Source organism: Streptomyces albireticuli (assembly GCF_002192455.1).
GTDB classification, from domain to species: Bacteria; Actinomycetota; Actinomycetes; order Streptomycetales; family Streptomycetaceae; genus Streptomyces; species Streptomyces albireticuli_B.
This window is the reverse complement of record NZ_CP021744.1, coordinates 3,466,675-3,480,171: the sequence shown is the minus strand read 5'-3', so window position 1 is coordinate 3,480,171 and position 13,497 is coordinate 3,466,675. Positions and strand designations below refer to the sequence as shown.

Genomic DNA, 13,497 nt, shown 5'->3' with positions numbered 1-13,497 from the left:
GGCGCCCAGCCTATTAAAGAGGGCTCCCTTCCGGTTCAGAGAGGGCTCTCCTCGGCCGGTGCGTCCGCCCCGGCTTTGCGCCGGTTCTCCCGGGGTACCCGCTTGGGAAGCACTCGAAGCGCCTCGCCTATGTCGGCCACCTCCAGGACGCGCATCCCGCTGGGCACCTTCCCGGGGTCCCCCGGCACCAGCGCGTGCGTGAACCCCAGCCGGGCCGCCTCCGCCAGCCGCCGCTGCACGCCCGTGACCCGCCGGACCTCGCCCGCGAGCCCGACCTCGCCGATGGCCACCAGGTTCTTCGGCAGCGGGGTGTCGCTGGCGGCGCTGGCCAGGGCGAGCGCCACGGCCAGGTCGGCGGCCGGCTCGGACAGCTTCACACCGCCCACCGTGGCGCTGTAGATGTCGCGCTTGCCGAGGGCGCTGATCTTGCCGCGCTGCTCCAGGACGGCGAGCATCATCGACACCCGGGACGTCTCCAGGCCGGAGGTGGTGCGGCGGGGCGAGGGGATCTGCGAGTCGACCGTGAGCGCCTGCACCTCGGCCACCAGGGGGCGGCGGCCCTCCAGGGTCACCGTGAGGCAGGTGCCGGGCACCGGCTCGTCGCGCCGGGTCAGGAACAGGCCGCTGGGGTCCGTCAGTCCGACGATGCCCTCGTCGTGCAGCTCGAAGCAGCCGACCTCGTCCGTCGCGCCGTAGCGGTTCTTCACGCCGCGCACCAGGCGCAGCCGGGCGTGCCGGTCGCCCTCGAAGCTCAGCACCACGTCGACCAGGTGCTCCAGCAGACGGGGACCCGCGATGGCGCCGTCCTTGGTGACGTGGCCGACCAGGAGCGTCGCCATGCCGCGCTCCTTGGAGGCGCGGATCAGGGCGCCCGCGACCTCGCGCACCTGGGCCATGCCGCCGGGCGCGCCGTCGATCTCCGGGGAGGCCACCGTCTGCACCGAGTCCATGATCAGCAGGGACGGCTTGACGGAGTCGAGGTGTCCGAGGACGGCGGACAGGTCGGTCTCGGCGGCGAGGTAGAGGTGGTCGGAGAGCGCCCCGATGCGGTCGGCGCGCATCCTGACCTGGCTCGCGGACTCCTCGCCCGTCACATAGAGCGTGCGGTGCTCGTCGGAGGCGGCCTTGGCGGCCACGTCCAGCAGGAGTGTCGACTTGCCGACGCCGGGCTCGCCCGCGAGCAGCACGACGGCTCCGGGCACCAGGCCGCCGCCCAGCACGCGGTCCAGCTCGGCCACGCCGGTGCTGCGGGCGGTGGCCTGCCGGCCGTCCACCTGCGCGATGGGGAGCGCGGCCGAGGTGACCCGGCCGGGCGCGGTCGTACGGACGGCGGGCGCGCCGGACTCCTCGACCGTGCCCCACGCCTGGCACTCGGGGCAGCGGCCGAGCCACTTGGCGGTGGTCCAGCCGCACTCGGTGCAGCGGTAGGAGGGCCGGTCCTTGGCGGACGAGCGGGTACGGGCAGCCATGGGGGTCACCGTAGCGGTGGGCACTGACATGGCGGGCCGGGCGTCCGTACGGGCCGGCGTCCGTACGGCCCGGGGCGCGGCGGGCTGGGCGACCCGGTGGGGATCGGTGGGGAGTGACGGGGACCGCCCGGGAGCCGATGGGACACCGGTGAGGCTGCGGCGGGAATCGGCGAGAAGCGGCGGGAATCGGTGGGAGGCGAAGCGGGACCACGTGCCGGGGCCGGACAGGCGGCCGGCAGTGGTGGCGGCCGCCTCCAGCGGATCCGAGGGCGGCAGCGGCGCGGTCCGTGCCGCGCGGCCGGCGGGCGCCGCGGGCGCCCGGGAGCCGCCCTCGCGCACGACCGTCCGCATCGCCTCGGCGGCCTGGTAGGCCCCTCCCGCGGGCCCCGGCAAGCCCCCGGACCAGGCAACTCCTCGGAGCGCCCGGCAGGGCACCCGTGGCGCGCCCGGTTCCACGTCAGGACCGGGCACATCCGGAACGAAGCCCTCCTGTCCCCTTTTGAGCGAGAAGACCACCCGAACGGGTTAATCCTGCGTCCGCAGCGCGAGCGGGCCCCCCTCGCCCGCCTACCGTCGCCGGGATGATGACCAGGAGGCCCGAGCACCCTACGCACGCCACCGGCGCGCACCGTGCCCAGCGCGGTGCGCCGCGCGCCGCCCGCACGGACCAGGAAACGCTCGTCCAGCGGCCGCCTGTCCCGTTCGAGCCCCATGTCGACGGCCTGTTCACCTACTGCCTGTCCGTGCTGTGCGAGCACGACGCCGCGATCGCCGCCCTCGGCGAGGTCCTCGCCCTCGCCGAGCGGCGCGCCGACCGCTCCCCGGCGGGCGCCGACCTGCTCCGCTCCTGGCTCTACGCCCTCGCCCGCTGGGCCTGTCTGCGCCGTCTCATGGCCCAGGGCGCCAAGGCCGGCGGACCACCGGCCGCCGCCTCCGCCGCCGTGCCCGCCGGCACCCCCGGGGACCGCCGCGAGGAGCTCGCCCTGCTCGCCTGGCCCGAGGCCGCGGGGACCACCGCCGAGCAGCGCGAGGCCCTGGAGCTGGCCGTCCGGCACGGCCTCTCGCCCCAGGAGGTCGCCGCCGTCCTCAGACTGGAGCCCGACGCCGCCCGGGGCCTGCTCTCCAGCGCGGCCTGCGAGGTCGAGCGCACCCGGACGGCACTGGCCGTCGTGGAGTCGGGCCACTGCCCGGTCGTCTCCCGCTTCTCCGGCGACTCCCAGGTCCTGCTGGGCGCGGCCCTCCGCCGCGAGCTCGTGCGCCATGTCGACGACTGCGCCGACTGCCGCCGCACCGCCGAGCGCGCCACCGCCGGCGAACCCTGGCCCGGCACGGCCGCGTCGTCCGCCGCCCTGCCCGTCGTCGAGGCACCCGTGGCCGCCGTGCACGCCGCCGTGCTGGACGCCCTGGCCGCCTACCGGCAGCGCGGCTCCGCCGCCCCGCCCACCCCGCGCTTCGACCGCCGGGGCTTCCCCCAGGACCCCAAGGACCGGGTCGCCCGGCGCGGGCGGCTGCGCAGCAGAGCTCTCACGACCACGGTCGTCGCGACCGTCGTCGCCGCGCCCGTACTGGCCCTGTGGGCCGCCTACCGGGGCGCGCCGGAGACCGGGGAGAGCCAGGAACCCGCCTCGGTCTCCGCCGAGGAGACCGGCGGCACGGCCCAGTACCCCTTCGACGGGACGGGCCCGGCCCGGAAGACCTTCGACTCGCGGCCGCTGGCCGGACCCCGGGCGGCCGACGTCTCCGTCTCCGTGATCGGGCCGGACGGCAGACCCGTGCCCGCCCCACCCTCCGGCAGCGCCTCGCCCCCGGCCGGGGCGAGCACCGCCCCGCTGCCCGGCGGCCCGCCACCCCCGCCGGTGCCGGGCCCCGGCAGGCTGACGATCGAGGCGCAGCCCAGCGGCACCACCACACTCATCACCCTCAGGGCGAGCGGCGGCGAGCCGGTGGTCTGGTCGATGACGACCGACGCGCCCTGGCTGCGCCTGAGCCGCACCGGCGGCGTGCTGCGCCCCGGGCAGTCCCTTACGGTCGTCGTCACCGTCGACCACGCGAGCGAGCCCGTCGGCCGCTGGAGCGCCCGGGTGGCCGTGGCGCCGGGCGGCGGGTTGGTCACGATCGAGGGCCAGGGCAGGGCCCCGGAGCCCTCCCCGAGCCCACCGCGCCCGTCACCGCCCCCGCCGGACCCGGCACCACCGGCACCGGGGCCGACCCCGGCGTCGTGACGGGGGCGGGGCGGCGTCGGTAGGCCCGTAGCCCTGGCAGGGACGGCGCGGCAGGTCCGTAGCCCCTGGCAGGACGGTCGAGGCAGGTCCCGACCGGACGCGGGGCGTCCCGGCCCACGCAGCGCCGACGTGGGACGGTTCAGCGCCCGTCCGCTCCCGCACCCGGGAAGCCGCCGCGCGTCCGCCCGAGGCCGGACCGCGTCAGCGCGCGTCCGCCGGATGCGGTGCCATCGGCAGCAGCGAGGCCATCCGCTCCTCGCAGAGCTCGACCAGGCGGGCGTACGCCTCCTTGCCCATGAGCTCCGTGAGCTCCGGCCGGTACGTGACGTAGACCGGGTCACCCGCGCCGTGCGCGGACGTCGCCGACGTGCACCACCAGTGCAGGTCGTGCCCGCCCGGACCCCACCCGCGGCGGTCGTACTCACCGATGGAGACCTGGAGGACCCGCGTGTCGTCCGGCCGGTCGATCCAGTCGTACGTGCGGCGCACCGGCAGCTGCCAGCAGACGTCGGGCTTCGTCTCCAGCGGCTCCCGGCCCTCCTTCAGCGCCAGGATGTGCAGCGAGCAGCCCGCGCCGCCCGCGAAGCCCGGCCGGTTCTGGAAGATGCACGAGCCCTGCCAGCGGCGCGTCTGCCGCTCGCCGTCCTCGTCGAGCTGCGTCCAGCCGCTGTCCGCCCCCACCTCGTGGAACTGCCACATCTCCGGGGTGAGGCGCGCCACGTACCCCGCGACCCGCCGCTCGTCGTCCTCGTCCGAGAAGTGCGCGCCCAGCGTGCAGCAGCCGTCGTCGGCGCGGCCCGCCTGGATGCCCTGGCAGCCGCTGCCGAAGATGCAGCTCCAGCGGGACGTGAGCCAGGTCAGGTCGCAGCGGAAGACCTGCTCGTCGTCGGCGGGGTCGGGGAACTCGACCCAGGCACGGGCGAAGTCGAGCCCGACCTCGTCCGGGACCGCGGCGCCCACCGGCGCCCGCTTCCCGGCGACCTGGTCACTGGAGATCTCGACGGCCTTCTCGCGCTTTTTGCCCGGCTTCGCCTTCTTCGTCTTTGCCACCCCTCAAGCCTATGCGCCCCCGGACGCCGCAGTAGCGTTCAGGCCATGAGACTCGGTGTCCTTGACGTGGGTTCGAATTCCGTCCATCTGCTGGTCGTGGACGCGCACCCCGGGGCCTGCCCGCTGCCCGCCCACTCCCACAAGGCCGAATTGCGCCTCGCGGAGCTCCTCGACGACGGCGGCGCGATCGGCGACGCGGGCATAGACCGCCTCGTGGCCGTCGTCCAGGACGCCCTCCAGGCCGCCGAGGACAAGGGCTGCGAGGACGTCCTCCCCTTCGCCACCTCCGCCGTCCGCGAGGCCTCCAACGCCGACACCGTCCTGGCCCGGGTCCGTAAGGAGACCGGCGTCACCCTCACCGTCCTGAGCGGCGAGGAGGAGGCGCGGCTGACGTTCCTGGCCGCCCGGCGGTGGTTCGGCTGGTCGGCGGGCAAGCTCCTCGTCCTCGACATCGGCGGCGGCTCCCTGGAGATCGCCTACGGCCTCGACGAGGAACCCGACGCGGCCGCCTCGCTGCCCCTGGGCGCCGGCCGGCTCACCTCCGGCTGGCTCCCCGCCGACCCGCCCGACCCCACCGACGTGCGGGCCCTGCGCCGGCACGTTCGGGCGCAGATCGCCCGGATCGTCGGCGACTTCGCCCGGCTCGGCGCCCCCGACCGCACGGTGGCCACTTCCAAGACCTTCAAACAGCTCGCCCGGATCGCCGGCGCCCCCCGCTCCGTCGAGGGCGTCTACGCCTCGCGCTCGCTCACCCGCAAGGCCCTGGAGGAGTGGGTGCCCAGGCTCGCCGCGATGACCGTCGAGCGGCGCACCGCGCTGCCCGGCGTGTCCGCCGGCCGCGCGCCCCAGCTGCTGGCCGGCGCGCTCGTCGCCGAGGCGGCGATGGACCTCTTCGGCATCGACGAGCTGGACATCTGTCCCTGGGCGCTGCGCGAGGGCGTCATCCTGCGCAGGCTCGACCACCTGCCCACGGACTAGCCGGACGGCGCCGCCGCACGCCCCGCGGCCGCGCCCTGGGCCACCTTTCCCGGGCCCCGGGTCATCCCGGACGCCTTCGTGAACCGCCCCCGGACCGCCTTACGGCCGACCGGTAGCGGTTCCGCCACATGGGAGCCACCCGCCACGCCGCGCGGAAGGCGGTCGTACGCTGTCCCTCGTGACAGAGCCAGTGGTGCGCATCCCGGATGCGAAGGTCGCCCTGTCCACCGCCTCGGTCTACCCGGAGTCGACGGCGGCGGCCTTCGAGATCGCCGCGCGCCTGGGCTACGACGGCGTCGAGGTCATGGTGTGGACCGACCCCGTCAGCCAGGACATCGAGGCGCTCCGCCGCCTGTCCGACTACCACCAGGTGCCGATCCTCGCCGTGCACGCGCCCTGCCTGCTGATCACCCAGCGGGTCTGGTCCACGGACCCCTGGGTCAAGCTCCAGCGCGCCCGCGCGGCCGCCGAGAAGCTCGGCGCCAGCACCGTCGTCGTCCACCCGCCCTTCCGCTGGCAGCGGGGGTACGCGCGGGAGTTCGTCCGCGGCCTGTGGCGGATGGCCGACGAGACGGACGTCCGGTTCGCCGTCGAGAACATGTACCCCTGGCGCTACCGCGACCGCGAGATGCTCGCCTACGCCCCCGACTGGGACGTCACCAAGGACGACTACCGCCACTTCACCGTCGACCTCTCGCACACGGCGACCGCCCGCACGGACGCCCTCCAGATGATCGACCGGATGGGCGACCGGCTCGCCCACATCCACCTCGCCGACGGCAACGGCTCCGCCAAGGACGAGCACCTCGTGCCCGGCCGGGGCAAGCAGCCCTGCGCCGAGCTGCTGGAGCGCCTCGCGGTCAGCGGCTTCGACGGCCACGTCGTCATCGAGGTCAACACCCGCCGCGCCATGTCCTCCGCCGAGCGCGAGGCCGACCTCGCCGAGGCCCTCGCCTTCACCCGTCTGCACCTCGCCTCCCCGACCGGCGTGCCGCGCGCATGACGGCCGCCCCCGCCGCCGGCGCCCCGAAGAAGCGCGGCCGCCCCGCCCGTACGGACACGGGCGGGCCCGGCGCCCGTGAGCGCATCCTTACGGCGGCCCGCGCGGAGTTCGCCGAGCGCGGCTACGACAAGGCGTCCATCCGCGCCATCGCCAGGGGCGCGGACGTCGACCCGGCGCTCGTCCACCACTACTACGGCCCCAAGGAGAAGATCTTCGCCGCCGCCGTCGAGACGGACTTCGCGCCCGCGCTCGAAGGGGCCGACATCTTCCGTAAGGGCGACCGCGACACGCTGGGCGAGCGGCTCACCCGCTTCACCCTCGGCATCTGGGAGAACCCGGACACCCGCGAACCCCTCCTCGCGATCGTCCGCTCCGCCGTCGCCAACGAGACCGCCGCCACGGTCTTCCGCGAGCTCGTCACCACCCGGCTCATGGCCCGCATCGCCGACGAACTCGACCTCCCCGACCCCCGGCTGCGCTCCGAGCTGGCCGCGGCGCATCTGGTCGGCGTCGCGATGCTGCGCCATGTCATCAAGGTCGAGCCGCTGGCTTCGGCGGACCTGGAGGAGGTCGTCGCGATAGTGGCACCGGCGGTGCAGCGGCATCTGGCGGGGGCGGAGTCTGCCCCACCCCGCCCCTTCCCGTAACCGGGGGCGAGCCCCCGGGCCCCCTTTTCCGCGCTCCGCGCGGTGGCCTCCAAGTCCGGCCGGGCTGGATTTCGCCCGGTTCCGGGCAACGAATCAGCCCGTCTGGGGCCCCTCCCAGCGGTAGCTGGGGGAGTTCGAGGACCGGGGTCCGGGGCGGAGCTCCGCACGCGGCGGAGCCGCACATCGGATGCAGCGGGAAGGGGCGGGGTGGGGAAAACCCCGCCTACGGCCGCCCCCACCCGTCTCACATCGCGGAAATTCCGTCCACCCCCTGAGTCACGGGCGTAGGCTCGAAAGACGCCATACACGGCGCCGACACACTTCGAGGAGTCGAGCAGGATGCCCGAGCTGAGGTCCCGCACCGTCACCCACGGCCGCAACATGGCGGGCGCCCGCGCCCTGATGCGCGCCTCGGGCGTAGCGAGCGGTGACATCGGCAAGCCGATCATCGCGGTCGCCAACTCCTTCACCGAGTTCGTCCCCGGCCACACCCACCTCGCACCGGTCGGCCGGATCGTCTCCGACGCGATCCTCGCGGCGGGCGCCGTGCCCCGCGAGTTCAACACCATCGCGGTCGACGACGGCATCGCCATGGGCCACGCCGGCATGCTCTACAGCCTGCCCTCCCGCGACCTGATCGCCGACTCCGTCGAGTACATGGTCGAGGCCCACTGCGCCGACGCCCTGATCTGCATCTCCAACTGCGACAAGATCACCCCGGGCATGCTGATGGCCGCCCTGCGCCTCAACATCCCCGTCGTCTTCGTCTCCGGCGGCCCGATGGAGGCCGGCCAGGCCACCCTCGTCGACGGCACCGTCCGCAAGCTCGACCTGATCAACGCCATCGTGGACGCGGTCGACGAGAACGTCTCGGACGAGGACGTCCTGCGCATCGAGGAGAACGCCTGCCCGACCTGCGGCTCCTGCTCCGGCATGTTCACGGCCAACTCCATGAACTGCCTGACCGAGGCCATCGGCCTCTCCCTGCCGGGCAACGGCTCCGTCCTCGCCACCCACACCGCCCGCAAGGCGCTGTACGAGAACGCGGCCCGCACGGTCGTCGAGATCACCAAGCGCTATTACGAGCAGGACGACGACTCGGTCCTGCCGCGCAACATCGCCACCCGCGCCGCCTTCGACAACGCCATGGCCCTCGACATCGCCATGGGCGGCTCGACCAACACGATCCTGCACCTCCTCGCCGCCGCCCAGGAGGCCGGGCTCGACTACGACCTCAAGGACATCGACGCGGTCTCGCGCCGGGTCCCCTGCCTCGCCAAGGTCGCGCCCAACGTCGCCCCCGGCGGCACGTACTACATGGAGGACGTGCACCGCGCCGGCGGCATCCCCGCGATCCTCGGCGAGCTCTACCGCGCCGGGCTGCTCGACGAGGACGTGCACACCGTCCACTCGTCCGGCATCAAGGACTGGCTCGGCACCTGGGACGTGCGCGGCGGCTCGCCGTCGGCCGAGGCCGTCGAGCTGTGGCACGCGGCGCCCGGCTGCGTCCGCTCCGCCACCGCCTTCTCGCAGTCCGAGCGCTGGGACTCCCTGGACACCGACGCCGCCGGCGGCTGCATCCGCGACGCGGCCCACGCCTACTCCAAGGACGGCGGCCTCGCCGTCCTCAAGGGCAATCTGGCGGTCGACGGCTGCGTCGTGAAGACGGCCGGTGTCGACGAGTCGATCTGGACCTTCGAGGGCCCGGCCGTCGTCTGCGAGTCGCAGGAGGACGCCGTCGACAAGATCCTCCGCAAGGAGATCAAGGAGGGCGACGTCGTCGTCATCCGCTACGAGGGCCCCAAGGGTGGCCCCGGCATGCAGGAGATGCTCTACCCGACGTCCTTCCTCAAGGGCCGCGGCCTCGGCAAGTCCTGCGCCCTGGTCACCGACGGCCGCTTCTCCGGCGGCACCTCGGGCCTCTCCATCGGCCACGCCTCGCCCGAGGCGGCCTCCGGCGGCGCGATCGCGCTGGTCCACGACGGCGACCGGATCCGTATCGACATCCCGGCCCGCTCCATCGAGCTCCTCGTCCCCGACGAGGAGCTGGCGGCCCGCCGCGAGGCGCTCGGCGGCAGGTACGCCCCGCGCGACCGCGACCGCAAGGTCTCGGCGGCGCTGCGGGCCTACGCCGCGATGGCGACCAGCGCGGACAAGGGCGCGGTGCGCGACGTCAGCCTCCTGGAAGGCTGACGGGAGGACGCTTCCCGGGGGAGCGGCCGGCCGGTCCGTACGGGCCCGGGGCCGGCTCCCCCCGCGTCAGCGCCAGCCGGCCGGATCGTGGTCGCTCACCGCGAACACGGTCCCGTCCGGCGCCGCCCCGAACACCTTCCCGTCCGCCGCGACCGGCGCCGGCAGCAGATCGAGATAGCCCCGGCCCGCCTTGGTCAGCCGGGGCGCCGTCTGCCCGAGCAGCGCGCCCCGGCCCGCGTCCACGGCCAGCAGCCGGCCGTCGGCGGCGGAGAAGTACAGCCGCCGGTCGGTGGCGACGAGCGCCGAGCCGTTCGCCACGGCCGTGTCCAGCCGCCACAGCTGCCCCGGCCCCTTCGCCCCACCGGCCCCCTTGGTAGTGCCCACCGCCGTCAGCCCACCGTCCGTGGACAGCAGGTAGACCGAGTCGCCGTACGCGACGGCACTCGTGGCGTTCAGCGGCGTGCCCAGCGGGACCCGCCGCTCGCTCCGGTCGGCCGGGTCGTACCGGACCACGGCCGAGACGCGGTTGTCGGAGTCGGCGGCCGTCAGGTACAGCGCGTCGCGCGGGCCCGCCCCGACGGTGGTGAGATCCCCGTCAGCCGTCCGCTGCCACAGCGTCGTGCCGCGCCGCGCGTCGAGGGCGAGCACCTGGGTCCGGTGCCCGCCGCCACCGCCCACCGGGGAGACGGCGTAGGCGGTCCCACCGCCGAAGGAGGAGAAGACGGGCCTGGCGTGCCCGGACAGGCGGTGGCTCCACAGCTGCCGGTCGGTGGCGCCGTCCACGGCGGTCACCGTGCCGTCGGCGGACACCAGGAGCACGGTGTCGCCCGCGTGGTAGACCCGCCCGCCGTACACCGCGACGTTCCGCGTCCAGCGCGGCTCGCCCGTCGCCGGGTCGAGCGCCGTGAGCCGGCTGCCGTCCGGCGTCGTGACGTGCACCAGGCCGCCCGACATGACGGGGGCGGGCGGCGCGAGCCCGTCGCCGGCCGGCGCGGCGCCCTGACCGGACTTCCCGTCCTCGACCGGCCGCCGCCAGGCGACCTTGCCGCCGGCCGCGTCGATACGGGCCGCCTGCACCCCGGGCGCCGAGCAGTACAGCGCGGCCTCCCCGTACGCGCAGAACCCGGCCCGCACCCGGCCGTCGCCCGAGGCGTCCCCGGGGACGGACGTCGCCCACGGCTTCCAGTCCGCGCCCGCCGCGGTGGGACGCGTCTGGAGCGGCCGGTCCGGATCGTCGGTCCCGCGCAGCAGCCAGTACCCGCCCCCGCCCAGGGCGGAGAGGACGACGGCCGCGGCGACGATCCAGGGCGCGCGGCGGCGCCGGGGGCGGCCGGTGGCCGGTGCGGGCCCGGAGACATCCGGGCGCGGGTCGGGGGCGGTGCGTATGTGGGTGCGCTCGGAGTCCCGCGATGCGGGAGAGACGGAGGAGGGAGGGAGAAGGGAGGTGTGGGGGAACGTATCGGCACCGGCGGTGTCGCCGTGGTCGGCGTGCGGCAGCCGCGCCATGATCGCGTCCGGCGTGGGCCGCTGCTCCGGATCCTTCGCCAGGCAGGCGCGGATGAGCGGCACGAGGTCCTCGGGCACCCCGGTCAGATCCGGCTCGTTGTGCACCACCTGGTACGCCACGATGTACGGACTCTCCGACTCGAACGGCCCGCGCCCCGTCGCCGCGTGCACCAGCAGCGACGCCAGCGCGAAGACGTCCGCCGCCGGCCCCACCTCACGCGGCCGCTGGAACTGCTCGGGCGCCATGAAAGGCGGAGTGCCGATCAGCTTCCCGGTCTCGGTGCGCAGCTCGCTGTCGTACGGGCGGGAGATGCCGAAGTCGATGACCTTCGGGCCGTCCTCGGCGAGCAGGACGTTGCTCGGCTTGAGGTCGCGGTGCACCACGCCCGCCCGGTGGATGTCCCGAAGGGCCTCGGCCAGGCCCGCCGCCAGCCGCCGCACCTCGTCCCCCTTGAGAGGGCCGCTCCGCTTGACCCGCTCGGAGAGGGTGGGGCCGGGAATGTAGAGCGTCGCCATCCAGGGCCGCTCGCCGTCCGGATCCGCGTCCACGACGGAGGCGGTGAATGCCCCGCTGACCCGCCGGGCGGCCGCGACCTCCTGCCGGAAACGCGCCCTGAACTCGGGGTCCACCGCGTATTCGGCGTGTACGACCTTGACCGCGAGCCGTAGTCCGGAAGCGGAGCGCGCCAGGTGGACCACGCCCATGCCGCCGGAGCCGAGCCGCCCTTCCAGCCGGTACTGACCGGCATACCCCGGATCCTCCGCTTCCGGGCCCGCCCCGGTCCTGCGCAGCGGCGGCATTCCCCCACCCCCGTGTGTTTTCGGCCGCGTGCGGCGGCTTCCGGAGCCTAATCGATGGGCTTGTCGAAACCGGGGAGGCATGCCGCGCCTTGCTAGCCTGCACATGACATCGACCAAACGCGGGGGAGGGCCTGATGGCCGTCGGCGAGATCAACGAGTCCAGCGAGTCCAACGGGGCGGCAGAGGCGGCCGGGAGCGGCGAGGCACAGCAGCCCGCGGCCCTGTCCGTGCAGTCCGCCGGCACCATCTACTACCCGGTCGCGCCGGGCGTCCAGGTCAACGTCCGCCGCGGCCCGAACACCGGCAGCCAGATCGTCAAGGTGCTCGGCGAGAACTCCCGGGTGGCCATCCGCTGCCAGACCCGCGGCGAGACGGTCTCCGGCCCGTACGGCACCACCGACGTCTGGGACAGCATCGCGCCCGGTCAGTACGTGTCGGACGCGTACGTGAAGACCGGCAGCGACGGCTTCGTGGCCATCCGCTGTTCCTGAGGCACCGAACGGCGCACCCGGCGGTCCGGGGCCGGTGGCGATAATCGACGTATGAGCGATGAGCACGAGGCGGCCGGGCCGCAGCCGGAACCGATCAGGTTCTTCGGCACGACCTGGGTGAACCACGACGGCGGATACGCGCTGCGCCGCGTCGGCGCGGGCCTCGGCGCACTGGCCGCCGCCGCGGCCGGCGCGTTCGTCCTGCGCTTCGGCTACGAGGGCCTGGCGGTCGCCGAGGTCGGCAGCCTCGTCAACATGCTCGTGGTCGTGGCCTTCGCCGTATGCAGCGCGCTGGCCTTCCGCCGCACCTGGGAGCGTTTCACCGGCCGCTCGGCCGGCCCGGCGGACCCCGCGGCCGAGCGGTCGACGCAGAGCATGATGATGATCGGCTTCATCGGATCCCTGCTCGCGTACGCCCTCCGCACCCTCACCGAGGCCCCCGGCGAGAAGCTGCGCCGGGAGGAGTACGAGGAGGCCGCCGCCCGCTACGAGCGCCGCCGCACCACCCGTACGGGGAACCCGGCCGCGAAGGCGCAGGCCAAGGGCAAGGCCCGGGGCAAGGGGAAGCGCCGCTAGACAGCGGCGGGAGCCGAGGGGTGCGAAGCACCCCTGAGACTCGTGTAGTGTTCTCCGAGTTGCCACGGCGTCCGCGAGGACGACGAGGCGGCCACTCACGCCACACCGGTGGCAATCTCTACTGCACGGCCCTTGAACGGGATGGATTTCGGCGTGTCCGGAATTCGGAACGGACTCCGATTAGGAGTCGCGGGGGAAATCCGCTAAAGTAGTGATCACGCCGGAAGGCGCGAAACACCCCGCTCCAACAGGGGGCCGGAAACGGAATTCAGACCGGAAACGGACTGAGAAACGGATCTGGTAAGGTTGGAAACAACGAAGGGAAGCGCCCGGAGGAAAGCCCGAGAGGGTGAGTACAAAGGAAGCGTCCGTTCCTTGAGAACTCAACAGCGTGCCAAAAGTCAACGCCAGACTATAAAATACCCCGTCCTCGACCGTTCGGTCGGGACGCGGTTCCTTTGAAAAGTCCTGTGAGCCTTTCGGGGCTGGCAGGCAACAACACAGCGAGGACGCTGTGCACGACTGGACTTATTCCGTCCGGTTGTGCCGCTCTCGTGTGTG

At 74.1% G+C, this 13,497-nt stretch carries 10 protein-coding genes; 7 read left to right on the top strand and 3 right to left on the bottom strand.

Annotation, left to right across the window (positions count from 1 at the left end):
• Window positions 1-35 precede the first annotated feature (35 nt).
• Window positions 36-1,469: a DNA repair protein RadA gene (gene radA, locus SMD11_RS14725; protein ID WP_087926901.1), complete on the bottom strand. Its 1,434-nt coding sequence runs from the start codon at window positions 1,467-1,469 to the stop codon at window positions 36-38.
• A gap of 581 nt (window positions 1,470-2,050) precedes the next feature.
• Here radA and SMD11_RS14720 point away from each other — a divergent pair.
• Window positions 2,051-3,691, top strand: a complete 1,641-nt coding sequence (locus tag SMD11_RS14720; RefSeq protein WP_234366041.1) for a BACON domain-containing protein — start codon at window positions 2,051-2,053, stop codon at window positions 3,689-3,691.
• Between the two features lie 201 nt (window positions 3,692-3,892).
• On the opposite strand, the gene SMD11_RS14715 is transcribed toward SMD11_RS14720, so the two are convergent.
• Window positions 3,893-4,687, bottom strand: coding sequence for a hypothetical protein (locus tag SMD11_RS14715; protein WP_418952526.1), 795 nt, complete (start codon window positions 4,685-4,687; stop codon window positions 3,893-3,895).
• A 99-nt stretch (window positions 4,688-4,786) separates the two neighbouring features.
• On the opposite strand from SMD11_RS14715, the gene SMD11_RS14710 reads away from it, so the two are divergent.
• The 4 genes from SMD11_RS14710 to ilvD all read left to right on the top strand — a co-directional run bounded on the left by SMD11_RS14710 (window position 4,787) and on the right by ilvD (window position 9,562).
• Complete coding sequence (locus SMD11_RS14710; protein WP_087926898.1) at window positions 4,787-5,719, top strand: Ppx/GppA phosphatase family protein; 933 nt, start codon at window positions 4,787-4,789, stop codon at window positions 5,717-5,719.
• A gap of 178 nt (window positions 5,720-5,897) precedes the next feature.
• Window positions 5,898-6,722, top strand: a complete 825-nt coding sequence (locus SMD11_RS14705) for a sugar phosphate isomerase/epimerase family protein (protein ID WP_087926897.1) — start codon at window positions 5,898-5,900, stop codon at window positions 6,720-6,722.
• The gene (locus SMD11_RS14700; protein WP_087926896.1) at window positions 6,719-7,369 is read left to right on the top strand and encodes a TetR family transcriptional regulator; all 651 of its coding nucleotides are present in this window, start codon (window positions 6,719-6,721) and stop codon (window positions 7,367-7,369) included. The genes SMD11_RS14705 and SMD11_RS14700 overlap by 4 nt, the downstream gene beginning before the upstream one ends.
• A 339-nt stretch (window positions 7,370-7,708) precedes the next feature.
• Window positions 7,709-9,562: a dihydroxy-acid dehydratase gene (gene ilvD / locus SMD11_RS14695; RefSeq protein WP_087926895.1), complete on the top strand. Its 1,854-nt coding sequence runs from the start codon at window positions 7,709-7,711 to the stop codon at window positions 9,560-9,562.
• A 66-nt stretch (window positions 9,563-9,628) separates the two neighbouring features.
• On the opposite strand, the gene SMD11_RS14690 is transcribed toward ilvD, so the two are convergent.
• Window positions 9,629-11,869, bottom strand: a complete 2,241-nt coding sequence (locus SMD11_RS14690; RefSeq protein WP_087926894.1) for a serine/threonine-protein kinase — start codon at window positions 11,867-11,869, stop codon at window positions 9,629-9,631.
• Window positions 11,870-12,003: 134 nt separating this feature from the next.
• Here SMD11_RS14690 and SMD11_RS14685 point away from each other — a divergent pair, with 134 nt between their 5' ends.
• Window positions 12,004-12,360 carry an SH3 domain-containing protein gene (locus SMD11_RS14685; RefSeq protein WP_234366040.1) on the top strand — a complete coding sequence of 119 codons (357 nt, stop codon included), beginning with the start codon at window positions 12,004-12,006 and terminating at the stop codon, window positions 12,358-12,360.
• Between the two features lie 51 nt (window positions 12,361-12,411).
• On the top strand, window positions 12,412-12,936 hold the full coding sequence (locus SMD11_RS14680; protein WP_087926893.1) for a hypothetical protein: 525 nt from the start codon (window positions 12,412-12,414) through the stop codon (window positions 12,934-12,936).
• Window positions 12,937-13,497 lie beyond the last annotated feature (561 nt).